The sequence below is a fragment of the Actinoplanes palleronii genome, from assembly GCF_016862315.1.
Taxonomy (GTDB): domain Bacteria; phylum Actinomycetota; class Actinomycetes; order Mycobacteriales; family Micromonosporaceae; genus Actinoplanes; species Actinoplanes palleronii.
On record NZ_BOMS01000013.1, the window covers coordinates 20,974 to 43,851 of the forward strand.

Sequence of the window (22,878 nt, forward strand, 5' to 3'; positions counted from 1 at the left end):
AGCGGGCATGATCGGCGGAGCATTGGCGTGAGCGAATCTGGTGGGCCGGACGTGACACAGGAGTTACGACTGCCCTGGGACGACGATCCCGAGGACTTGTACGAACATGCACCCTGCGGCTATCTGACGACACTCCCGGACGGCACCGTCGTCCGGGTCAACGAGACGTTCCTGACCTGGACCGGTTATGAACGCGCCGAACTGGTCGGTCACCGGCGGTTCCGCGACCTGCTCACCCCGGGCTGCCAGATCTACCACGAGACCCACTACGCGCCGCTGCTCACCATGCAGAGCGAGGTGCACGAGATCGCCCTCGACGTGGTCTGCGCGGACGGCTCCCGGGTGCCCGTGCTGGTCAACTCGGTGCTCGAGCGGGCCGCCGGCGGGGCGCCGAGGGTGATCCGGACGATGGTCTTCAACGCCACCGAGCGGCGCAGCTACGAGAACGAGCTGCTGCTGGCCCGCAACAACGCCGAGGCCTCGGACAAGCGCGTCCAGGTGCTGCAGCAGATAGTGGCCGACCTGGCCGCCGCGCCGACCGAGGCGGAGGTGGCCGAGGCCGTGGTGCGGGCGCCACAACCGGCCTTCCAGGCCACCAGTGCCAGCATCTACCTGACCGACGCCGACCGGGACGAGCTGGTCGCGGTGGCGTCCACCGATCCGACCACCGGCAACTGGGACGACATGCCGCGCGGCTCGGCGCGCGCGGTGGCCGAGGTGGCCCGCCGCGGCGACCTGCACGTGGTGCACAACCTGGCCGAGGCCGCCGAGCACTTCCCGGACCTGGCCGCGACGATGACCCGGTCCGGCCGCAAGACCGTGGTGCTGCTGCCGCTGACCACCGGCCCGGCCGAGGACCAGGCCGGGGTGACGGTGCTCGGCGTGCTGGCGTTCAGCTTCACCGAGGAGCGCCGGCTCAGCGACGGCGAGCTGCGGGTGATCCGGCTGCTCGGCCAGCAGGCCGGGCAGGCGCTGGACCGGGCCCGGCTCTATGACGACCTGCGCCGCCGCGAGGAGCGGGCCGAGTTCCTGGCCGCCACCACCCGGGCGCTGGACGAGGAGCACCGGCTGCTGCAACGCAGCCGCCGCCTCGTCGAACGGGTGGCACCGTCGATCGCCGACTGGGCCGGGGTGCGGCTGCACGTCGGCTCGGCCGGGCTGCGCGAGGACGCCGGTGGCCCGCCGCCGGACCCGGACCTGCTCGCCGACCGGATCGCCGAGGCCACGGCCGCGGTGAAACCGGTCTTCGCCACCGACGGCGACCCGCTCGGTTGCACCGTGCTGCCGCTCACCGCGCGTGGCCGGGTGCTCGGCACCCTGGCGGTGCGGATGGCGGCCGACCGGCGCGGCGTCGACGCGGAGCGGGCGTTCCTGGTCGACCTGGCCGATCGGGCCGGGCTGGCGCTCGAGAACGCCCGGCTCTACGAGCAGGAACGCGCCATCGCCCAGTCGTTGCAGCGCAGCCTGCTCGCCGCGGACGTGCCGGGCAACGACCCGCGGTTCACCGTGGAGACCTACTACCAGGCCGGCGGGCAGGACCTGGAGGTCGGCGGCGACTGGTTCGACGCCTTCCTGATCACCCCGAGCAAGCTGGCCGTGGTGGTCGGCGACGTGGTCGGGCGGGGTCTCGAGGCGGCCAGCACGATGGGTCAGCTGCGCAGCGCGATCCGGGCGCTGGCGACCGGGGAGAACGGCCCGGCCCGGCTGCTCGAGGGCCTGGACCGGTTCTGCCAGCGGGTCGAGTCGGCCCGGATGGCGACCGTCGTCTACGCCGAGGTCGACCTGGAGGCCAACGAGCTGGTCTACGCGTGCGCCGGCCACCTGCCGCCGCTGCTGCACCAGCCGGCCGGCGCCGCCGAGTTCCTGATGCACGCCCGGTCCGGCCCGCTCGGCTCGCGCGCCGCCGACCTGCGCCGCACCGAGCACCGGGTGAGCCTGGGCCCCGGCAGCCGCCTGCTGCTCTACACCGACGGCCTGATCGAGCGCCGGGACCGCCCGATCGACCGGGGCTTCGAGGTGCTCAACCGGACGTTCAGCCGGCTGCGCGGCGCACCGATGAAGGGCCTCACCGCCGGGCTGGCCGACACCCTGGTCGGCCGGGAGCACGCCGACGACGTCTGCCTGCTCTGCCTGACCCTGGGTGCCGAGGAGCGGCTGGAGCGCTCGCTGGGCGCCGACCCGCTGCAGATCACCCTGCTCCGCTCCGACCTGCGGGCCTGGTTGCTCGGCCACCAGGTCGACCAGAACTGCCTGAACGCGGTGCTGCTGGCCTGTTCGGAGGCGGTGGCGAACGCCATCGAGCACGGCTACCGCAACGACCCGTTCGGCGTGGTGGACGTCTCGGCCACGCTCACCGGTGACGCGGTGGAGATCCGGGTGGCCGACCGGGGCAGCTGGCGCGGCCCGGGGGAGTCCCGCGGGCGAGGTCTCACGTTGATCGAGGAATGCATGGACGAGGTGTTGTTCGACCGCGGCGAGGGGACCACGGTGACGATGCGCCGCCACCGAGGGGATGCCGCATGACCGAACGGCGCACGACGGACCGGATCCCGACCGACCAGTGGGTGACGTTCTCGAAGCACGGGGTGGCCGAGACGGTCCACCTGAAGGGTGAGATCGACCTGGCCAACGCGAACGACATCGGCCGGGCGATCGTCGCCCGGACCACCCTGGCCGACGCGGTGCTCATCGATCTGACCGCGGTCTCGTTCCTGGACAGCGCGGGGGTGCGGCTGCTCGACCTGATCGTCGGTGAGCTGGACGAGCGCGGGAAGCCGATCCGGCTGGTGGTCGGCGAGCGCGGCGCGGCCCGGATGACGCTGCAGCTCTGCGCGTTCCGCAACGACCTGTTCGCGATAGATCTGGACCACGCGGCTGAGGAGCTGGGTCCTTAGCCTCTCGCGTACCCTGGACACCCATGAGCGTGAGTTCCGTCTTCCCGCAGCTCGAGCAGTTGCTGCCGTTGGTCAGCAAACCGATCCAGTACGTGGGCGGCGAGCTCGGCGCCGTCGTCAAGGACTGGGACGCCACCACCGTCCGATGGGCGTTGATGTACCCGGACGCCTACGAGGTCGGTCTGCCCAACCAGGGCGTGCAGATCCTGTACGAGGTGCTCAACGAGCAGCCCGACGTGCTGGCCGAGCGCACCTACTCGGTCTGGCCCGACCTCGAGGCGCTGATGAAGGCGGCCGGCGTCCCGCAGTTCACCGTCGACGCGCACCGCCCGGTGAAGGCGTTCGACGTCCTCGGGATCTCGTTCGCCACCGAGCTGGGCTACACCAACATGTTCAGCGCGCTCGACCTGGCCGGGATCCCGCTGGAGAGCCGGGAGCGCACGATCGACGACCCGATCGTGCTGGCCGGCGGCCACGCCAGCTTCAACCCGGAGCCGATCGCCGACTTCATCGACGCCGCGGTGCTCGGTGACGGCGAGGAAGCCGTCCTGGAGATCACCGGGATCATCCGGGACTGGAAGGCCGAGGGCCGCCCGGGTGGCCGGGACGAGCTGCTGCTGCGCCTGGCGCGCACCGAGAGCATCTACGTGCCGCGCTTCTACGACGTCGACTACCTGCCGGACGGCCGGATCCAGCGCGTCGTGCCGAACCGGCCGGACGTGCCGTTCCGGGTGTCCAAGCGCACGACGATGGACCTGGACGCCTGGCCGTACCCGAAGAAGCCGCTGGTCCCGCTCGCCGAGACGGTCCACGAGCGGTACGCCGTGGAGATCTTCCGCGGCTGCACCCGGGGTTGCCGGTTCTGCCAGGCCGGCATGATCACCCGCCCGGTGCGGGAACGGTCGATCACCACGGTCGGCCAGATGGTCAAGGAGGGGCTGGAGTTCTCCGGCTACAGCGAGGTCGGCCTGCTCTCGCTCTCCAGCGCGGACCACTCGGAGATCGGCGACATGTGCTCGGGCCTGGCCCAGCAGTACGCGGACAGCAACGTGTCGCTGTCGCTGCCGTCCACCCGGGTCGACGCGTTCAACATCGACCTGGCCAAGGAGCTGTCCCGCAACGGCCGGCGCACCGGGCTCACCTTCGCGCCGGAGGGCGGCTCGGAGCGGATCCGCAAGGTCATCAACAAGATGGTGACCAAGGAGGACCTGATCCGGACGGTCGTCACGGCGTACTCGAACGGCTGGCGGCAGGTGAAGCTGTACTTCATGTGCGGCCTGCCCACCGAGACCGACGAGGACGTCCTGGAGATCGCCGACATGGCGCACGAGGTGATCCGGGCCGGTCGTGAGGCCGCCGGCACCAAGGACATCCGCTGCACGGTGTCGATCGGCGCGTTCGTGCCGAAGGCGCACACCCCGTTCCAGTGGGCCAAGATGGACACCCCGGAGGTCATCGACGGCCGCCTCAAGCTGCTCAAGCAGGCGATCAACAGTGACCGTTCGCTGGGCCGGGCCATCGGTTTCCGCTACCACGACGGCGAGCCGTCGCTGATCGAGGGACTGCTGTCCCGCGGCGACCGCCGGGTCGGCCAGGTCCTCCTCCGGGTCTGGGAGAAGGGCGGCCGCTTCGACGGCTGGTCCGAGCACTTCAACTACGCCCGCTGGGTCGAGGCCGCCACCGAGGTGCTTCCCGGCTTCGGCGTCGACCTGGACTGGTACACCACCCGCGAGCGCGAGGAGGCCGAGGTCCTGCCGTGGGACCACCTGGACTCCGGGCTCGACAAGGACTGGCTCTGGCAGGACTGGCAGGACTCGACGACCGAGTTCGAGCAGGACGACTGCCGCTGGACCCCGTGCTTCGACTGCGGCGTGTGCCCGTCGATGGACACCGAGATCCAGATCGGCCCGACCGGTAAGAAGCTTCTCCCCCTGACCCCGGTGAACGGACTGCGGGTCCCCGCTTAGGAGTAGGACGATTCCTCCGAAGAACCAGCCCGTGGGCGGTCAGGCCCCGGTCGTGCAGCGGATCCGCCTTCGTTACGCGAAGCGCGGACCGCTGCGATTCACCTCGCACCGGGACTTCGCGCGGGCATTCGAGCGCGCACTGCGCCGCGCCGCCGTCCCGATCGCTTTCTCTCAGGGTTTCACCCCCCACCCCAAGATTTCGTACGCCAGCGCCGCGCCCACCGGGGTCGGCAGCGAGGCGGAGTACCTCGAGATCGGCCTGAACGCCGTTGTCGACCCGGAGCAGTTGCGGGTCGCCCTGGACGCCGCGCTGTCACCGGGCCTGGACGTGCTGGAGGCGGTGGTGGCCGGCGAGGGCAGCCTCGCCGAGCGGATCGACGCGTCCCGGTGGCGTCTTGAGCTGTTCCAGATCGAGCCGGAGGCCGCCCGAGCTGCGGTTGCCGCGTTCCTGGAAGCCCCCGAAGTGCTCGTCGAACGCATGACCAAGCAGGGCCTCCGCTCGTTCGACGCGCGCGCGGCCGTGGTCGGATGCATGGTGGAAGCAGAGCCGGACCTACCTTCCGGGGCCGGTGGAGTACCGTGTGCGATAATCGACCTTGTCGTACGGCAGGTAATACCTTCCGTGCGGCCCGATGACGTCCTATCCGGTCTGCGCGTCGTGGCTGGCCTGGAGCCGCCGGTACCCCCAAGGGTGACCCGGCTGGCCCAGGGCACACTCACCGAGCAGGGGGAGATCGTCGATCCGTTGGAGGCGGATCGCGAGGGCGTCGGCATCGGCGGACACTGACCGGCATCCGGTCGGCGTTCACTTGGCAGACTTCGGCAGCCCGTCCGTCTCGGACGGGCCCGAAACACTTGCAGCGACCCTGCGTGGCAGCGCTTACCCGCGCCCGGGGACGCCAGAACTGGAGAGCGCCCATGCTCGATAACGAGCCCCCAGTCCACCTGGGAGAACAGGGCGGTGAACGGGACGGTGCAGTCACGCCGCCCGCCGATGCCGCCACCGCTACCACGCCCGCACGCCGGACGAGGGCACCGCGCCGCAAGGTGGCAGCGCCCGTGGCCGAGGCCGATCCGGCCACGTCCGCACCGGCTGATACCGAGCCGGTCGCCGCTGAGCCGGCTACCGCCGACCCGGCCGCCTCGGATCCGTCCGAGGCGCCGGTGAAGGCCGCGCCGGTGAAAAAGGCCACTCGGAGCCGCCGTAAGGTCGCCGCGCCGGAGACTCCGGCCGTCGCGGAGACCACTGCGGAAGCTCCCGCCGAGGTCACCCCGGAACCGGTCGCCGAGGCGCCGGTCGCCGAGGAGGCCGTCGCGCCGGTCAAGGCCGCGCCGGTGAAGCGGGCCACCCGTACCCGCCGCAAGGTCGCCGCCGTCGAGCCGGAGCCGGCCCAGCCGGCGCTCGTCGAGGTGCCCGCGCCGGTGGAGCCCGAGCCGCTGGAGGACGAGGCGGTCGAGGAGACCGCCGAGGTTCCGGTGGTCGGGATCCTCGCGCTGGACGACGACTTCGTCGAGGAGAAGCCGGCCGCGCCGGCCCGGGGCCGTCGCGCCGCGCTGCCCCCGGCGGTGCTCTTCATGCCGCCCGAGGCGACCGAGAACGAGCCCGCGCCGGTGAGCCGGCGTCGCCGCCCGATCGCCGACCCGCTCGCGCCGGTCCCGGTCGCGGTGGCCGAGCCGGTCGAGACCCCGGCCCCGGTGGCCGAGGTCACCGACGAGGCAGCTGCCGACGAGCCCGCCGAGGGCCCCCGTCGTAGCCGCCGCCGTCGCCGGGGCGCCGCCGACGAGCAGCCGGCCGCCGAGCCGGTCGCCGTGGTGGCCGAGTCGCCGGTGCTGGACGAGGTCGACGAGGGCGCCGACGACGTCGAGGACGGCGTCGACGACGACTCCGAGGACGATGACGAGAACGGCAGCCGCCGGCGTCGCCGCCGTGGCCGCCGTGGCCGTGGCCGCGGCAAGGGCCCGTCCGACGAGGCCGACGACGTCGAGGGTGACGCCGACGAGCCCGAGGGCGACGCCGAAGCGGTCAGCGAGGACGACGCCGAGGACGAGGAGTCCGAGGAGGGCGAGGGTGGCGTCACGCGCCGTCGCCGCCGTCGTCGCCGCAAGGGCGCCGGCGGGGACGCCGAGACCGGTGGCATCGAAGACGGTGTGCACACCGTGGTCCGGGTGCGTGAGCCCCGTCGTACCACCGACGAGGTGCAGGGCGTCTCCGGCTCGACCCGGCTGGAGGCCAAGCGTCAGCGCCGCCGGGACGGCCGCGAGCAGCGCCGGACCCGTCCGCCGATCCTGAGCGAGTCGGAGTTCCTGGCCCGCCGTGAAGCGGTGGACCGGGTCATGGTGGTGCGGCAGAAGACCGACCGGCTGCAGATCGCCGTGCTCGAGGACGGTGTCCTGGTCGAGCACTACGTCGCCCGGGCCACCTCCGGCACCATGGTCGGCAACGTGTACCTGGGCAAGGTCCAGAACGTGCTGCCGAGCATGGAAGCGGCGTTCGTCGACGTCGGCCGGGGCCGCAACGCGGTGCTCTACGCCGGCGAGGTGAACTGGGACGCCACCGGCCTGGAGGGCCGGGCCCGCTCGATCGAGCAGGCGCTGCGCTCCGGTGACTCGGTGCTGGTGCAGGTCACCAAGGACCCGATCGGTCACAAGGGCGCGCGGCTGTCCAGCCATATCGCGCTCTCCGGCCGGCACCTGGTCTATGTGCCGAACGGCAACGCGTCCGGGATCAGCCGCAAGCTGCCGGACAACGAGCGCAAGCGGCTCCGGGACATCCTGAAGAAGCTGGTGCCGGACGGCGCGGGTGTGATCGTGCGCACCGCGGCCGAGGGCGCCACCGAGGACGAGTTGGCCCGGGACGTCAAGCGGCTGCAGGCGCAGTGGGAGGACATCCAGGCGCGGGCGGCCGAGGGCAACGCCCCGCGGGCGCTCTCCGAGGAGCCCGACCTGGTCATCCGGGTGGTCCGGGACCTCTTCAACGAGGACTTCCGCGAGCTGATCGTGCAGGGCGAGCAGGCGTACCTCGAGGTGGAGGACTACCTCCACTCGGTGTCGCCGGACCTGGTCGAGCGGCTGCACCGGCACGTCGGTGCCGGTGACGTCTTCGCCGAGCACCGGATCGACGAGCAGATCCTCAAGGGCCTGGACCGCAAGGTCTTCCTCCCGTCCGGTGGTCACCTGGTGATCGACCGGACCGAGGCGATGACCGTGGTCGACGTCAACACCGGTAAGTACACCGGTGCGGGCGGCAACCTCGAGGAGACCGTCACCCGGAACAACCTGGAGGCGGCCGAGGAGATCGTGCGTCAGCTGCGGCTGCGCGACCTCGGTGGCATCGTGGTGATCGACTTCATCGACATGGTGCTGGAGAGCAACCGCGAGCTGGTGCTGCGGCGGCTGACCGAGTGCCTGGGCCGGGACCGGACCAAGCACCAGGTAACCGAGATCACGTCGCTCGGCCTGGTGCAGATGACCCGGAAGCGGATCGGCGCCGGACTGCTCGAGGCGTTCAGCGAGAACTGTGACCACTGCAAGGGCCGCGGCGTGATCATCCACACCGAACCGGTGCCGGAGAAGCGGTCCAGCGGCGGCGGCGGCAACGGTGGCGGGGGTGCGGTCACCCAGGTCAAGGCGGTGGCGGCAGCCGTGCGTACCGAGGCGCCGGTGCAGCAGCAGCATCACCAGCAACAGCATCACCAGCAGCAGCAGCCGGCCACCAGTGGCCGGTCGCGGCGGCGGCGTGGTGGTGGCGAGGCGCCGGCCGAGCTGCCGTTCGAGCAGCCCGTGGCGCAGCCGGTCGAGGCCGTGGTGACCGAGGTCATCGTCGAGCCGGTGGTCGTCGAGCCGGTGGTGGTCACGCCGGTGGTGACCGTGCCGGTGGTGACTCCGCCGGTGGTGACCCCGCCGGTCACGGTCGAGCCGGAGCGGACCGGTCCGGCCGCCGAGGTGGCCGGGGTGCCGGCGGCGCCGATCGCCGGGTCCGGGATCGTCCGGCCGGGCAAGCCCGCGCCGACCAGCACGGCCGGTGACGACGAGTACGACATCAGCGGGTACGACCTGTCCCGCTACGAGGCCCCGGAGACCAACGGCGCGGAGTACCCCGCCGCGCCGGAGCCGGAGCCGCTGCAGTTGACGGGTGCTGACGACCCGGACGCGGCTGAGGACGACGAGGAAGAGGACGACGACGAGTCGGTGAGCGCCGGTACCGGCCGCCGCCGGTCCCGTCGAGGTGGGACGCGCCGGCGTACCCGTCCCTGACCTGTGAGAACCCGGCCCGCAGTTAGCTGTAAGGAAAGTTAACTGCCGGGCCGGGTTTTCCGTTACCCTCGGCGGGATCGATTTCCGTCCCCCGAGGAGATCCCCATGCGACGCCACCTCGCGGCCGCGGCCGCACTCTCTTTCGCCCTGCTCGCCGCCGGTTGCTCCGGGGACGCCCAGGAATCCACCACGGCGGCCCCCACGCCGGTCACCAGCGCTCCGGCGGCCGGTTCCGCGGACGGGTCCGCCGCTCCCGCGGTGAGCGCGCCCACGGCGGCCGCAGGCGCCGCCGGTGACGCCGCGCTGTCCAAGGACACCGATGCGATCTGCGCGCAGGCGGCCCGGACCAGCACCAGCTTCGGCACCAACTTCGCCGCCGACTACCAGGTGCTCCGCGCCGCCGGGAAGCAGGGCGCCGAGGCCAAGAGCCGGGCGGCTGAGAAGGTCGACCGGACCGTCGACGGCTACGCGTTCGCGCTGCTGGACATGTCCAAGCTGGCCGCGGACCCGACCGTGAAGAAGGCTCTGGCGGCGATGGGAGCTCAGGTCACCGCGCTCAAGAGTGATCTTGGGAAGATCGACGATGAGAAGCTTTCCGAACTGCACGCTAAGCTGGACAAGGCCTGCGGGAAGAGTTAACCCCGTTTTGGTTGTGGGCACGCCGATGAAGTAGGCTTGCCGACGGCGCTTTTTCGGCGCCAGTTCCGTGCGTGCGGCTTGGATTCAGCGCCGCCGGGCCTTCAGCAACATCCGCCAAGCAGCTTCAGTTTCGGCTGCGCAAGTCTCAGGGAGTCCGCGTCGATGTACGCGATCGTCAAGACCGGCGGCAAGCAGTACAAGGTTGCCGAGGGCGACGTGATCGAGGTCGAGAAGCTCGCGGGTGCGCCCGGCGACGCCCTCAAGCTCGCCGCGATCCTCCTCGTCGACGGTGACAACCTGGTGACCGACGCGGCCAAGCTTGCCAACGTTACGGTGTCCGGCGAGATCGCCGAGCACACCAAGGGTCCGAAGATCCGGATCCACAAGTTCAAGAACAAGACCGGCTACCACAAGCGCCAGGGGCACCGCCAGCCGCTGACCCGCGTCAAGGTGACCGGCATCAAGAGCGGGAAGTAGGCGCCGAGATGGCTCATAAAAAGGGTGCATCAAGCTCGCGTAACGGCCGCGACTCCGCCGCCCAGCGGCTCGGTGTCAAGCGGTTCGGTGGCCAGCTGGTCAACGCCGGCGAGATCCTGATCCGCCAGCGTGGCACGAAGTTCCACCCGGGCGACCTGGTCGGCCGGGGCTCCGACGACACGCTGTTCGCGCTTTCCGCGGGCAATGTGCTGTTCGGCACCAAGCGTGGCCGCAAGACCGTCAGCATCACGCCGGTCGCGGGGTAGTTTTTCTCTTCAGCGGGCCGTGGACCCTCGGGTCCGCGGCCCGCTGTGGTTTTTCTCGAGGTTTTCGCGGTTAGAGGAGTGCTGAAGTGACCACGTTCGTCGACCGGGTCGTACTGCACCTGCAGGCGGGTGACGGCGGGCACGGCTGTTCCTCCGTGCACCGGGAGAAGTTCAAGCCGCTGGGTGGACCCGACGGTGGCGACGGCGGGCACGGTGGCAGCATCACGCTGGTCGTCGACCCGCAGCTGCACACCCTGCTGGACTTCCACTTCCACCCGCACGTCAAGGCGAGCAACGGCGCCGGTGGCGCCGGTGCCAACCGGGACGGCGCGAGCGGCAAGGGCCTGATCCTGAGGGTGCCGGACGGCACCGTCGTGCACACCGCCGAGGGTGAGGTGCTGGCCGACCTGGTCGGCGCCGGCACCGAGTTCGAGGTGGCCCGAGGTGGCCGCGGTGGCCGGGGCAACCGGTCGCTGGCGAACGCCCGCCGCAAGGTGCCGGGCTTCGCCGAGCTGGGCGAGCCGGGCGACCAGATCGATGTGGTGCTCGAGCTGAAGAGCGTCGCCGAGGTCGGTCTGGTCGGCTTCCCATCGGCCGGCAAGTCCTCGCTGATCGCGGTGCTCTCCGCGGCCAAGCCGAAGATCGCCGACTACCCGTTCACCACCCTGGTGCCGAACCTGGGTGTGGTGCAGGCCGGCGACGCCACGTTCACCATCGCCGACGTGCCCGGGCTGATCCCGGGTGCGGCCACCGGCAAGGGCCTCGGCATGCAGTTCCTCCGGCACATCGAGCGCACCTCGGTGCTGGTGCACGTGCTGGACGCGGCGACCCCGGAGATCGAGCGGGACCCGCTGGCCGACCTGGACGCGATCGAGGCCGAGCTGAGCGCGTACGGCGGGCTGGAGGACCGGCCCCGGATCGTGGTGCTCAACAAGATCGACATCCCGGACGGCCGGGACCTGGCCGAGATGGTCCGGCCCGACCTGGAGGCCCGCGGCTACCAGGTGTTCGAGGTGAGCGCGGTGACCCGGGAGGGTCTCAAGGAGTTCAACTTCGCGCTGGCCAAGCTGGTCGCCGACACCCGGGCCGCGCGCCCGGTGGTCGAGGCGACCCGGATCGTGCTGCGCCCGCGCGCCGTGGACGACACCGGCTTCACGATCCAGCAGGACGAAGAAGGCGTGTTCGTGATCCGCGGCACCCAGGTCGAGCGCTGGATCAAGCAGACCAACTTCGACAACGACGAGGCGGTCGGCTATCTCGGCGACCGGCTGGAGCGGGTCGGCGTCGAGGACAAGCTCGGCAAGCTGGGCGCCAAGGGCGGCGACCCGGTGCGGATCGGCGACCGGGTGTTCGACTGGCACCCCAACGCCGGTGAGTTCGTCTCCGGCCCGCGTGGCACCGACGCCCGCCTGGAGGAGCTGGACGTCCGGCCCTCCGCCGCGCAGCGGCTCGCCGCGCGTAAGGCCCGCCGGGTCCGTGGCGAGGACGAGATGCTGCACATGGCGTCGGACGGCACGGTCACCAGCGTGTCCGGCTCGAAGTCCCCGGTTCTGGTCATGGACGACGACGAGGACGAGGCCGCCGAGATCACCGAGGCCGAGGCCGCTACGACCGACGAGGACGACACCGACCAATAGTCGATCGGCCAGATCGCCGCAACCCTCCGGAAACGGTCGTCACCTAGAGTCACCCGGGTGCAGATCGAATCGCGTCCCGCCCTGGACCCCGAACTCGCCGCTCTCGTGACTGCTCAGCAGCGCGAACTGGCCGAGTCGGAGGCCCGGGCGGGAAAGATATTCGAACCGCACGATGACGTGGCGTATCTGATCGGTGTGGTGAACAGCCGGGCGGTCGCCTGTGCCGCCTGGCGGGACCTCGAGGACGGGGTCGCGGAGCTGCTGCGGATGTACGTCCGCCCGGCGTTCCGCGGCCGCGGCCTCGCCCGCGAGCTGATCGTGGCGGTCGAGGAGGAGGCCCTCGCGGTGGGCCGGTCGGTGATCCGGCTGGAGACCCGGGTGTCGCTGCCCGCCGCGATCGCGCTGTACCAGTCCTCGGGTTACCGGCAGATCCCCGCCTTCGGCGGCTACGCCGGCAACCCGAGCAGCGTGTGCTTCGAGAAGTTGCTGCCCGCGCTGGTGTGAAGGCTCAGTCCAGCAGGCCGATCGCCTCGCGGGCCCGGGACACCGTCGCGGCGGCGACCGGTCGGACCCGGTCGGCGCCCGCGGCGAGCACCCCGCGTACAAAATCGGGGTTTGCCGAAAGCTCGGCGTGCCGCGCGCGGATCGGCGCGAGCAGCGCCTCCACCGCGTCGGTGACCTCCCGTTTCAGCGCCGCGTAGGAGGTCGGGTCGGCCGGCGGGCGACCGGTGCACTCGGTCAGGATGTCGATCAGGTTGGTGATGCCGGGCTGGCGCTCCCGGTCCCGGCGGACCTGCCCGACGGTGTCGGTGGCGGCCCGCGCGACGGTCCGGCGGAGCACCTCCGGCGGGTCCAGCAGGGCGAGCCGTCCGGCGCCACCGCTCTTGCCCATCTTGGTGAGCGGATCGGCCAGGTCCATGATCCGGGCGGCGGAGTCCGGGCGGACCCCCTCGGGCACCACGAACGTCTCGCCGTAGCGGGTGTTGAACCGGACGGCCAGGGTGCGGGCCAGCTCCAGGTGCTGACTCTGGTCCTCGCCGACCGGCACCTGGGTGACGTCGTAGAGCAGGATGTCCGCGGCCATCAGCACCGGATAGGTGAGCAGGCTCAGCCGGACCGGGCCGCCGGCCGCCGACTTCTCCTTGAACTGGATCATCCGGGCCGCCTCGCCGTAGGCGGCCACGCACTCCAGCAGGTAGTGCAGCTCGGTGTGCTCGCGGACCTGGGACTGCAGCACGATCGGGGTGCGTTCCGGGTCGACCCCGGCGGCCAGCATGATCGTCGCCTGCTCCAGCGCGAACGCCCGGACCTTCGCCGGCTCGTGCTCGACGGTCATCGCGTGCAGGTCCGCGATCAGCGCGATCGACTCGGCGGCGCCCTGCGCCGCGATCAGCGGGCGCAGCGCGCCCAGGAGGTTGCCCAGGTGCAGGTGGCCGGTCGGCTGGAAACCGCTGAGGCGGCGGGTCCGGGCGGGCGCGGTGGTCACGGTGGTCGTCATGAGATGTCTCCGATCACGGGGTACGGATGACCGCCCGCCCGGCAGACCTGCCCGTGAGACACAGCACGGCTGCCTGGAACGGGGCAGCCGCGGAAATCAATCGCGCGTGGGAAGAGGCCGCCCGGTCAGGGCAGCCACCAGTTGGTCCGGAACACGCGCATGCCCCGAAATTAGCGCGCCGGCGGCACCCGGGCAAGTGATCATCGACGTGCCCTTCCCGGCGGCCGCGCGGCTACCGGCATGATTGTCGTCATGCCGACCCTGACCCGCGCCGAGGCCGCTGACCGGGCTTCCCTCGTCGACGTCGAGAGCTACCACGTCGACCTGGACCTGACCGGTACCGGCGACACCTTCCAGTCCCGCACCGTGGTCCGTTTCCGGGCCCGGTCCGGCGCGGCCACGTTCCTCGAGTTCGAGCCGGTCACGGTCGCCTCGATCACCCTGAACGGGCAGCCGGTGCCGCACCCGGCGGCGGACGGGCAGCGGCTCGCGCTCAGCGGGCTGGCCGAGGAGAACGAGCTGGTCGTCGACGCGACGATGCGGTACTCGAACAACGGCGAGGGCCTGCACCGGTACACCGACCCCGCGGACGGCTCGGTCTACCTCTACCAGCACCTGTTCATCAACAACGCCGGGCGGGTGCTGCCCAGCTTCGACCAGCCCGACCTGAAGGCGTCGTTCCGGGTCAGTGTGACCGCGCCGGCGGAGTGGACGGTGGCCACCAACGGCCGGCTGGTCAGCCGGGACGGCGGCCGCTGGGAGTTCGCGCCGACCGAGCGGATCTCCACGTACCTGGCCTCGCTGATCGCCGGACCCTGGCACGTGCGCACCGACGAGCACGACGGCATCCCGCTGGCGCTGTACGCCCGGGCCGCGCTCGCCGAGCCGCTGGACGCGCAGGCCGCCGAGATCTTCGAGATCACCAAGCAGTGCCTGGACCGGTTCCACCAGATGTTCGAGATCCGCTTCCCGTTCGGGCACTACCAGCAGGCGTTCGCCCCGGAGTTCAACTTCGGCGCGATGGAGTACCCGGGCCTCGTGGTGTTCCGCGACGAGTTCGTGCCCCGTTCGGCGATGACCGAGACCGAGCGTGAGCACCGGGCCAGCGTGATCGCGCACGAGATGGCACACCAGTGGTTCGGCGACCTGGTCACCATGGCCTGGTGGGACGACCTCTGGCTGAACGAGTCGTTCGCCGAGTACCTGGGTGCCCGGGTGACCGCGGACGCGACCCGGTTCACCGGCACCTGGACCACGTTCGCGCTGCACCGCAAGGGCTGGGGGCTGCGTGCCGACCAGCGGCCGTCCACCCACCCGGTGGCGCCGGCCGAGGTGTCCGACACCGATCAGGCGCTGCTGAACTTCGACGGGATCTCGTACGCCAAGGGCGCCGCGGTGCTCAAGCAGCTGATCGCCTGGCTCGGTGACGAGGCGTTCCTGGCCGGGCTGAACGCGCACTTCGAGGCGCACGCGTACGGCAACGCCACCCTCGCCGACCTGCTCGGCGCGCTCTCCAAGGCGAGCGGGCGGGACCTCTCCGGCTGGGCCGAGGTGTGGCTGCGCCGGGCCCAGGTGAACACGCTGCGGCTCGAGGTGCAGCGCGACGGGGACGTGTACCGCGAGGTCGCGGTGGTGCAGACCGCGCCGGACGGGTTCGCGACGCTGCGCCCGCACCGGATCGGCATCGGCCTCTACGACCACACGGACGGCGCCGTGGTGCGCCGCGAGCTGCTCGAGGTGGACGTCGAGGCGACCGGCCGGACCGTGCTGCCGGCCCTGGCCGGGGTGCGCGCGGCCGACCTGCTGCTGCTCAACGACGGTGACCTGGCCTACGCGAAGGTCCGGCTCGACGCCGCCTCGGCGGCCGCCGTCCCGCTGCTGCTGCCGCTGCTCGGCGACTCGCTGGCCCGCGCCCTGCTCTGGGCCTCGACCCTGGACGCCGTGGTGGACGGCGAGCGCCCGGTGGCCGAGCTGGTCACGCTGGTCCTGGCCGCGCTGCCGGTGGAGACCGAGACGGTGATCATCGAGGACGTGCTGCGCGCCACCCGGGGCCTGGTCGACCGGTACGCCACCGCCGAGACCCGCCCGGCCGCCCTGGAGCTGGTCGCCCAGGCCGCCGACCGGCTGCTGGCCGCGTCACCGGCCGGCAGTTCCCGGCAGCTGGCCGCGGTCCGCGGGCTGGTCGGCGCGACCACCGACACCGCCCGGCTGCGCGCCTGGCTGGCCGGCGACGGTGTCCCGGCCGGGCTGGCCGTCGACGCCGACCTGCGCTGGCTGGTGCTGTACCGGCTGGTGGTGCTGGGTGCGGCCGGTCCGGACACGATCGAGGCCGAGCTGGCCGCCGACCGCAGCGCCACCGGCGAGCAGTGGGCGGCCCGCTGCCACGCGGCGCGGCCCGAGCCGGCGGCCAAACAGGCGGCGTGGGCGGCGATCGTCGGCGACGCCACCCTCTCCAACCGGCTGATCGAGCTCACCGCGCTCGGCTTCTGGCACCCCGAGCAGCGCGAGCTGCTGCAGCCGTACGTGGAGCGGTACTTCACCGAGATGCCGGAGATGATGCGGCTGCGCTCCGGGATGAGCGCGGAGAAGACGACGCTCGCGGCGTACCCCGCTGTGATGGTCTCGGCCCGGACCCGGGAGCTGGCGGCCGGTCTGCTGGCCGCGCCGGACCTGAATCCGATCCTGAACCGGGTGGTGCAGGACAGCGACGACGACATGCGGCGGGCGCTGCTGACCCGCGAGTGACCGGCAGGTGACCGAAATTCCGGCTTTATGTGCTTGCACCCCGTAGCCTGATGCTACGGGGGTGAATGCGTGGAATGGTCCGCTGAACTGTCCTCCGGCCTGTTGCAGGCCGCGCCGGACGCGATCCTGGTCCTCGACGACTCACGGATCGTGCTGGCCAACGACCGTGCCGGGCAGATGTACGGGTGGCCCGGCACGGAACTGGTCGGCCAGTCCGTCGACGTGCTGCTCACCGAGGAGTCGAAAGCACTCGTACCGGAACGGCAGCACCTGATCGAGTCGGCCCGGCCCGGCTCGATCGGCACCATCGTGACCACCGCCCGCCGGCGCGACGGCACCGAGTTCCCGGTCGAGTCGTCCACCACGATCGTCGAGACCCCGCAGGGCCGGTTCGCGGTCGCGGTGATCCGGGACGTCAGCGACCGGGACCAGGCCGCGCTGGAGCACGATCGGCTGCGCGCCGAGGCGCACCGGCACCGCGCCGAGCGGCTGGAGAGCCTGGGCCAGCTGGCCGGCGGGATCGCCCACGACTTCAACAACATGCTCGGGGTGATCCTCAACTACGCCAGCTTCGTGATCGAGGAGGCGGAGAGCCCGACGCCGGACCTGAAGGCGATCGCCGCCGACGCGAGCCAGGTGGTCCGGGCCGGCACCCGCGGCACCGACCTCACCCACCAGTTGCTCGCCTTCGCCCGGCGCGACGTGGTCCGCCCGGCGCCGCTCGACCTGAACCAGGTGATCGACGGGCTGTGCGAGACCCTGCGCGAGACGCTCGGCGAGAGGATCACGCTGATCGTCCGGCCCGGGACGGACCTGCCGCCGGTGAACTGGGACCCGGGTCGCGCCGAGCAGATGCTGACCAGCCTGACCACCAACGCCCGGGACGCGATGCCCGAGGGCGGCAACCTGGTGATCGACACCTGGCGTCTCGGCGACCAGGTCCGGCTGCGGGTCTGCGACTCCGGCGAGGGCATGCCGGCCGACGTGCGGGAACGCGCCTTCGACCCGTTCTTCACCACCAAGCCCAAGGGCGAGGCCACCGGTCTCGGCCTGGCCACCGTGTACGGGATCGTCACCCAGGCCGGCGGCGAGGTGAGCCTGGCCAGCGAGCCGGGCCTGGGCACCACGGTCACCGTGCTGCTGCCGGCCGGCGAGGAGGCGGTGCCGGAGAAGCGCGACGAGGCGCCGGCCGCCACCGGCGGCAACGGCGAGACGCTGCTGGTGGTGGACGACGAGGCCGGGCTGCGCGACGTGGCCGGCCGGATCCTCAGCGGTGCCGGCTACGAGGTGATCTCCGCGGACGGTGGCTCGCAGGCGCTGGAGCTGGCCGCCCGGCACGCCGGGGAGATCGATCTGCTGGTCAGTGACGTGGTGATGCCCGGGATGCTGGGCAAGGAGCTCGCCGAGCGGCTGGTGGACGTACGGCCGTCCACTCGGGTGCTCTACATGTCTGGTTATGCCCAGCCGATCCTGGCCTCCCAGGGGAACCTTGACCCGGGTGTCGTGCTGCTGGAGAAGCCGTTCACGGCGGACGACCTGCTCACCGCCGTCCGGAAACGCCTAGACGGCTGAACAGGGGTCGGCCGCACCGCTATTCTGCTGCGATGTCAGGCAGGCGGATCGGAATCATGGGTGGGACGTTCGATCCCATCCATCACGGCCACCTGGTCGCGGCGAGCGAGGTGCAGGCCCGCTTCGCGCTGGACGAGGTGATGTTCGTCCCGACCGGGCAGCCGTACGAGAAGGGCAAGGTCTCGCCCGCCGAGGACCGGTACCTGATGACGGTGATCGCCACCGCCTCCAACCCGCGCTTCCACGTGAGCCGGGCCGACCTGGACCGGGACGGGCCTACCTACACGGTCGACACGCTGCGCGACATGCGCGCGGTCTACGGCCAGTCGGCGGAGCTGTACTTCATCACCGGCGCCGACGCCCTCGGCCGGATCATGTCGTGGAAGGACGCGATGACCATGCTGGGTCTCGCGCACTTCATCGGCGTGACCCGTCCCGGCTTCGAACTCTCCGCGGCGAACCTGCCCGCCGAGAGCGTCACCCTGGTCGAGGTGCCGGCCATGGCCATCTCGTCCAGCGACTGCCGCCAGCGGGTCGGAGCCGGTCTTCCGGTGTGGTACCTGGTCCCGGATGGTGTCGTGCAGTACATCAACAAGCGGGGGCTGTATCGGGACTCGGGGATTGTCGGACGCGCGTGAGACACTTGGGGCCTCTGACACCCGACCGAGGGGACTCTTTTGCCCGCCACTGAACGCGCTGTTGAACTGGCGTTGACGGCCGCACAGGCCGCCGCCGACAAGAAGGCGCAGGACATCACCCTCATCGACGTCGCCGAGCAGCTCTACATCACCGACGCGTTCGTCATCGCGTCGGCGTCGAATGAGCGTCAGGTCGTCGCGATCGTCGATGCCATCGAGGAAGCCCTGGTCAATCTGCCGGAGAAGGCGAAGCCGGTGCGCCGCGAGGGCGAGCGGCAGGGCCGCTGGGTGCTGCTCGACTACGTCGACATCGTGGTCCACGTGCAGCATTCCGAGGAGCGCGAGTTCTACGCCCTGGACAAGCTGTGGAAGGACTGCCCGACCATCCCGTTCGCCGACCGGGACATGGTCGACGCGGGCGCGGCCGGCTCCGAAGCGTCGTGACCACCCGCCTCATCGTCTGGCGGCACGGCAACACCGACTGGAACGCGGGACACCGCGTCCAGGGGCAGACCGACGTGCCGCTCAACGACCTCGGCCGCCGGCAGGCAGCGGAGGCCGCGGAGCTGCTGCTGACGATGCGGCCGGATGCGATCGTCGCCAGTGACCTGCAGCGGGCCGCCGACACGGCGGCTGCGCTGGCCACTCGCACCGGGCTCACGGTGAGCCACGACGAGCGGCTCCGGGAGCGGTTCTTCGGCTCCTGGCAGGGCCTGACCATGACCGAGGTGGCCTCGCAGCGGCCGCTGGAGTTCGCGCGCTGGAAGGCGGGCAAGGACGTCGGCGGTGACGTGGAGGATCTCGACGTCATGGGCAAACGGGTCAGCGACGCGCTGCAGGACGCGGCCGCGCTGGTCCCGGCCGGTGGCACGGTGGTGGTCGCCACCCACGGCGCCGCGGCCCGCCAGGGTCTCGCCCACCTGCTCGGCTGGTCCCGGGAGCAGAACCGCACGCTGCGCGCGCTGCAGAACTGTCACTGGGCCGAGCTGACCTACGACGAGGACCGGGACTGGCAGCTGGGGGCGTACAACGTGGGAGTCTTCGCCGACCGGCCGGTTCCCCCGGCGGTCTGACTCTTCCTCGTCGGCCTGCCTCTCCTGGTCGGACTGCCTCTTCTCCGTCGGACTGTCTCTTCTTCGTCGGTCCGACGGAACCGATCATCCTTCCGGAGCGTCCAACTGCCATGATCCGTCGAACTGTCGTCCCCGCCGTCCTGCTCACGCTGGTGATCGCCGGCTGCGCACGTTCGCAGAGCGACACCGGGTCGGTCGAACCCGGCGCCGCTCCCTCGGTCTCGGTCCTCCCGGAGTCCACCTCCGCCCAGCCGGAGCCCTCGGTGACCAAGTCCGGTAAGCCCGCCGCCGGCACCACCACGGTCACCGGCACGGTCACTGCCGGGGTCGAGCCGAACTGCCTGATCCTGCAGGCCGGCAAGGCCCTCCACCTGCTGGTCTTCGACGACGAGGCGCTGCGCGCGTCGGCCGTGGTGGGCAGCAAGGTGCGGGTGACCGGCACGCCGCAGCCCGGCACCATGACGACCTGCCAGCAGGGTGAGCCGTTCCTGGTGTCCTCGGTCACGCCTGGCTGATCCCGGACCGGGCGGGGATCAGTACAGTTCGTGCATGACCATCGCGGTCGTCACCGACTCCACGGCATATCTTCCCGCTGAGCTGAACGGGCGGTACGACCTCACCATCGTGCCGCTCACCGTCGTGATCAACGGCTGGGACGGGCTCGAGGGCCTGGAGATCTTCCCGGCCGAGGTCGCCAGGGCGCTCGGTGCTCGCCGCACCTCGGTGAGCACGTCCCGGCCCGCACCGTCCCAGTTCGTCGACCAGTACCGCCGGCTCCTGGACGCCGGCGCGGACGGCGTCGTCTCCGTGCACCTGTCCGCCAAGCTCTCCGGCACGTTCGAGGCGGCCCAGCTGGCCGCCGCCGAGGTCGGCCCGCAGGTGCGGGTGGTGGACAGCGGCACCGCGGCGATGGGGCTGGGCTTCCCGGCGCTGGCCGCCGCCGCCGCGGCCAGGCAGGGGCAGGACCTGGCGGCGGTCTACCGGACCGCGGTCGAGCACGCCGCCCGGGTCAGCACGTTCTTCTACGTCGACACGCTGGAGTTCCTGCGCCGCGGTGGCCGGATCGGGGCGGCCTCGGCGCTGCTCGGCACCGCCCTCTCGGTCAAGCCGATCCTGCACGTGGCGGACGGCGCGGTGGTGGTGCGGGACAAGGTGCGTACCGCCGGGCGGGCGCTGAGCCGGCTGGTCGATCTCGCGGTCGAGGCGGCCGGGCCCGGTGAGGCCGACATCGCCGTGCACCATCTGGGCACCCCGGAACGCGCGAGCGCGCTCGTCGACGCGGTCACCATGCGGCTCGGCGACCGGCTCCGGGACTGCTACCTCACCGAGGTGGGCGCGGTGGTGGCCGCGCACACCGGACCCGGCCTGGCCGGGGTGATCGTGCACCGCCGCGACTAGGTGCCGGGGTCGGGCCACTTCCGGGCGCGCCAGCGGGCCGGGGTCAGGTCCTCCGCCGGGGTCAGCTCCAGGCCGGTCCAGGGCAGCACCCGGTCGCCGGCCTGCACCTCGTCGGCGGCCGGCAACAGGATCGGCGCGTCCCGCTCCCACAGGGCGCGGGTACGCCAGCCGTCCGTGTCCGAGCCGGTCAGCCGTAGTTCCGCGGCGTCCAGCAGCTCGGCGGCCTGCCGGTTGTACTCCTCGACGGCCAGGATCCGCTCGGCCCGGGACACCGCCGGGTGCAGCGGGTGGCCGGGCGGGGCGGGGTACGGCACCGGGCAGCCGTCCGGGCCGCTGACGTACGCCATCGGGGTCAACGACCGCGACGAGCGCGCGTAGATCTCCTCCACCTGGGCGAACAGCGCCCGGAGCAGGTCGTGGTCGTCGGCGGCGACCAGCAGGGTGCCGCGTTCCGGGGCGAACGCCACCGGCGGGCCGCCGACCTGCTCGGCGAGCCGGTCCAGCCAGCCCGGCAGCAGCAGGTGCGAGGTCCAGTAGGCGTTCCCGTCGTCGACGAACCGGACCACCACCGGCTTGGTCGTCGGCGCGCCGTGCAGCACCGCGCCGGAGAGGTTCGCCCGGGCGGCGTCGAACACCTGGTCCTCGGTCGCCTCCCAGGCCGCCAGCTGGTCCGGCGTGACGTACGTGATGGTGTCGGGATGATCGACCACCACGAACTCGGACAGGAACGGCAACACCGGGCGGCACAGCGGTGAGCCCGCGGCGCTGCCGCGCAGCACCGGCCGCAACCTCGGCGCGGCGCTCGCCCAATCCTCCGGAAGATTTCCGGTACGGACGATGCCGGCCAGATACGCGCCCAGCTGACGACGGCTGCGCCCGAGCAGCGGGGTGAGCGGCAGAATCGTCGACTGCTCGTCGCCGGGCCGGGTGAACCGGACCTCGAAAGCAGCCGAGTGGTAGCGGGCGCCCGGAATGCCGGAATGGCGCAGCCTCCGCACCACCCGGCCGGCCAGCCGGGCACGGGCAACCCTGCGAAACAGCCCCACAACGCTGCCTATCGTCTCGCGGTGATCACACGGGCGTCGAGATCATCGTCGGTGGTCACGGCCGGCGTCAATCCATAGCCATCGACGGCGGTGATCGCCGGGCCGGTCTGCGCCTCGGTGATCTCGGAGAGCAGGAGCCCGCCCGGCGCGAGCCAGTCACCGGCCTGGGCGAGCACGGCCCGGAAGACGGTCAGGCCGTCGTCGCCGCCGTCCAGGGCGGTCCGGGGCTCGTGGTCGCGGGCCTCGGCGGGCAGGAAGGGCAGGTGGCGGGTCGCCACGTACGGGACGTTGGCCAGCAGGACGGTGATCCGGCCGCGCAGCTCGGGCGGCAGGGCGGCGAACAGGTCGCCCTGGTGGACGTTGGCGCCCAGGTTGTCGCGGGCCGCCGCGACCGCGGCCGGGTCGAGGTCGGCGGCGTGCAGGGTGATCCCGGGGAGGCGGTGGCGGACCGCGAGGCCGAGCGCGCCGGAACCGCAGCACAGGTCCACGACCAGGGGATCCGTGGTCTGGCTCGTCAGTTCCGCCACGGCCGTGCGGACCAGGAGTTCGCTGCGGACGCGGGGGACGAAGACGCCGGGGCGCAGGCGGACCCGGACGCCGCAGAAGTCCGCGTAACCGACCACCTGCTCCAGCGGCTCGCCGGCGCACCGGCGCTCGACCATGGCGTCGAGGGAGGTGTCGTCCGCGGCCGCCTCGACGAGCACCGCGGCCTCGTCCTCGGCGAAGACACAGCCGGCCGCGCGGAGCCGGAGGATCGCCTCTTCTCTGGTCACG

Annotated in this window: 20 protein-coding genes; 17 read left to right on the forward strand and 3 right to left on the reverse strand. The window is 71.8% G+C overall.

Annotated features, from left to right (window positions below; translation table 11 throughout):
* Positions 1-27: 27 nt before the first annotated feature.
* The 10 genes from Apa02nite_RS03440 (at position 28) to Apa02nite_RS03485 (ending at position 12,638) form a co-directional block, all read left to right on the forward strand.
* Complete coding sequence (locus tag Apa02nite_RS03440) at positions 28-2,523, forward strand: SpoIIE family protein phosphatase (RefSeq protein ID WP_203823807.1); 2,496 nt, start codon at positions 28-30, stop codon at positions 2,521-2,523.
* Positions 2,520-2,894, forward strand: a complete 375-nt coding sequence (locus Apa02nite_RS03445) for an STAS domain-containing protein (RefSeq protein WP_203823808.1) — start codon at positions 2,520-2,522, stop codon at positions 2,892-2,894. The genes Apa02nite_RS03440 and Apa02nite_RS03445 overlap by 4 nt, the downstream gene beginning before the upstream one ends.
* A gap of 23 nt (positions 2,895-2,917) precedes the next feature.
* Entirely contained in the window at positions 2,918-4,861 is a 1,944-nt protein-coding gene (locus Apa02nite_RS03450) for a TIGR03960 family B12-binding radical SAM protein (RefSeq protein WP_203823809.1), read from the forward strand.
* A 52-nt stretch (positions 4,862-4,913) separates the two neighbouring features.
* Positions 4,914-5,648: a TIGR03936 family radical SAM-associated protein gene (locus Apa02nite_RS03455; RefSeq protein WP_083970806.1), complete on the forward strand. Its 735-nt coding sequence runs from the start codon at positions 4,914-4,916 to the stop codon at positions 5,646-5,648.
* A gap of 131 nt (positions 5,649-5,779) precedes the next feature.
* Positions 5,780-9,115, forward strand: coding sequence for an Rne/Rng family ribonuclease (locus Apa02nite_RS03460; protein WP_203823810.1), 3,336 nt, complete (start codon positions 5,780-5,782; stop codon positions 9,113-9,115).
* Between the two features lie 105 nt (positions 9,116-9,220).
* Positions 9,221-9,754 (forward strand): hypothetical protein, encoded by a 534-nt coding sequence (locus Apa02nite_RS03465; protein ID WP_203823811.1) that lies wholly within the window; start codon positions 9,221-9,223, stop codon positions 9,752-9,754.
* Positions 9,755-9,916: 162 nt separating this feature from the next.
* Positions 9,917-10,231, forward strand: a complete 315-nt coding sequence (gene rplU / locus Apa02nite_RS03470; RefSeq protein ID WP_067684115.1) for a 50S ribosomal protein L21 — start codon at positions 9,917-9,919, stop codon at positions 10,229-10,231.
* 8 nt (positions 10,232-10,239) lie between these two features.
* Complete coding sequence (gene rpmA, locus Apa02nite_RS03475; protein ID WP_067684112.1) at positions 10,240-10,497, forward strand: 50S ribosomal protein L27; 258 nt, start codon at positions 10,240-10,242, stop codon at positions 10,495-10,497.
* A gap of 86 nt (positions 10,498-10,583) precedes the next feature.
* Entirely contained in the window at positions 10,584-12,134 is a 1,551-nt protein-coding gene (obgE, locus tag Apa02nite_RS03480) for a GTPase ObgE (protein ID WP_203823812.1), read from the forward strand.
* 57 nt (positions 12,135-12,191) lie between these two features.
* Positions 12,192-12,638: a GNAT family N-acetyltransferase gene (locus tag Apa02nite_RS03485; RefSeq protein WP_067684107.1), complete on the forward strand. Its 447-nt coding sequence runs from the start codon at positions 12,192-12,194 to the stop codon at positions 12,636-12,638.
* 4 nt (positions 12,639-12,642) lie between these two features.
* Here the strand turns inward: Apa02nite_RS03485 and trpS are convergent, their stop codons facing one another.
* Positions 12,643-13,632: a tryptophan--tRNA ligase gene (gene trpS / locus Apa02nite_RS03490; protein ID WP_203823813.1), complete on the reverse strand. Its 990-nt coding sequence runs from the start codon at positions 13,630-13,632 to the stop codon at positions 12,643-12,645.
* A gap of 252 nt (positions 13,633-13,884) precedes the next feature.
* Between trpS and pepN the strand changes: the two genes are divergently transcribed.
* From pepN to Apa02nite_RS03525, 7 genes are all read left to right on the forward strand, one after another.
* Positions 13,885-16,377 (forward strand): aminopeptidase N, encoded by a 2,493-nt coding sequence (gene pepN / locus Apa02nite_RS03495; protein WP_203823814.1) that lies wholly within the window; start codon positions 13,885-13,887, stop codon positions 16,375-16,377.
* A gap of 69 nt (positions 16,378-16,446) precedes the next feature.
* Positions 16,447-17,949, forward strand: coding sequence for a hybrid sensor histidine kinase/response regulator (locus Apa02nite_RS03500; RefSeq protein WP_203823815.1), 1,503 nt, complete (start codon positions 16,447-16,449; stop codon positions 17,947-17,949).
* A 32-nt stretch (positions 17,950-17,981) separates the two neighbouring features.
* A complete protein-coding gene (nadD, locus tag Apa02nite_RS03505; RefSeq protein ID WP_203823816.1) occupies positions 17,982-18,587 on the forward strand; it encodes a nicotinate-nucleotide adenylyltransferase in 606 nt (201 codons plus the stop codon).
* A gap of 39 nt (positions 18,588-18,626) precedes the next feature.
* A complete protein-coding gene (gene rsfS, locus Apa02nite_RS03510; protein WP_203823817.1) occupies positions 18,627-19,031 on the forward strand; it encodes a ribosome silencing factor in 405 nt (134 codons plus the stop codon).
* Positions 19,028-19,660: a histidine phosphatase family protein gene (locus tag Apa02nite_RS03515; protein WP_067684089.1), complete on the forward strand. Its 633-nt coding sequence runs from the start codon at positions 19,028-19,030 to the stop codon at positions 19,658-19,660. Before rsfS ends, Apa02nite_RS03515 begins: the two co-directional genes overlap by 4 nt.
* Before the next feature lie 110 nt (positions 19,661-19,770).
* Positions 19,771-20,175: a hypothetical protein gene (locus Apa02nite_RS03520; RefSeq protein ID WP_203823818.1), complete on the forward strand. Its 405-nt coding sequence runs from the start codon at positions 19,771-19,773 to the stop codon at positions 20,173-20,175.
* A gap of 34 nt (positions 20,176-20,209) precedes the next feature.
* The gene (locus Apa02nite_RS03525; protein ID WP_203823819.1) at positions 20,210-21,058 is read left to right on the forward strand and encodes a DegV family protein; all 849 of its coding nucleotides are present in this window, start codon (positions 20,210-20,212) and stop codon (positions 21,056-21,058) included.
* Here Apa02nite_RS03525 and Apa02nite_RS03530 read toward each other — a convergent pair.
* Together Apa02nite_RS03530 and Apa02nite_RS03535 are read right to left on the reverse strand one after the other, a co-directional pair.
* Positions 21,055-22,104: a hypothetical protein gene (locus Apa02nite_RS03530; RefSeq protein WP_203823820.1), complete on the reverse strand. Its 1,050-nt coding sequence runs from the start codon at positions 22,102-22,104 to the stop codon at positions 21,055-21,057. The genes Apa02nite_RS03525 and Apa02nite_RS03530 overlap by 4 nt on opposite strands.
* Before the next feature lie 8 nt (positions 22,105-22,112).
* Positions 22,113-22,877, reverse strand: a complete 765-nt coding sequence (locus Apa02nite_RS03535) for a putative protein N(5)-glutamine methyltransferase (protein WP_203823821.1) — start codon at positions 22,875-22,877, stop codon at positions 22,113-22,115.
* Position 22,878 lies beyond the last annotated feature (1 nt).

What these genes read in the sequence shown, in the direction of transcription:
- Apa02nite_RS03445 (WP_203823808.1), top strand. Translation starts at nt 2,520, where the DNA reads ATGACCGAACGGCGCACGACGGACCGGATCCCGACCGACCAGTGGGTG.
- Apa02nite_RS03450 (WP_203823809.1), top strand. Translation starts at nt 2,918, where the DNA reads ATGAGCGTGAGTTCCGTCTTCCCGCAGCTCGAGCAGTTGCTGCCGTTG.
- Apa02nite_RS03460 (WP_203823810.1), top strand. Translation starts at nt 5,780, where the DNA reads ATGCTCGATAACGAGCCCCCAGTCCACCTGGGAGAACAGGGCGGTGAA.
- Apa02nite_RS03465 (WP_203823811.1), top strand. Translation starts at nt 9,221, where the DNA reads ATGCGACGCCACCTCGCGGCCGCGGCCGCACTCTCTTTCGCCCTGCTC.
- rplU (WP_067684115.1), top strand. Translation starts at nt 9,917, where the DNA reads ATGTACGCGATCGTCAAGACCGGCGGCAAGCAGTACAAGGTTGCCGAG.
- rpmA (WP_067684112.1), top strand. Translation starts at nt 10,240, where the DNA reads ATGGCTCATAAAAAGGGTGCATCAAGCTCGCGTAACGGCCGCGACTCC.
- trpS (WP_203823813.1), bottom strand. Translation starts at nt 13,632, where the DNA reads ATGACGACCACCGTGACCACCGCGCCCGCCCGGACCCGCCGCCTCAGC.
- pepN (WP_203823814.1), top strand. Translation starts at nt 13,885, where the DNA reads ATGCCGACCCTGACCCGCGCCGAGGCCGCTGACCGGGCTTCCCTCGTC.
- nadD (WP_203823816.1), top strand. Translation starts at nt 17,982, where the DNA reads ATGTCAGGCAGGCGGATCGGAATCATGGGTGGGACGTTCGATCCCATC.
- Apa02nite_RS03520 (WP_203823818.1), top strand. Translation starts at nt 19,771, where the DNA reads ATGATCCGTCGAACTGTCGTCCCCGCCGTCCTGCTCACGCTGGTGATC.
- Apa02nite_RS03525 (WP_203823819.1), top strand. Translation starts at nt 20,210, where the DNA reads ATGACCATCGCGGTCGTCACCGACTCCACGGCATATCTTCCCGCTGAG.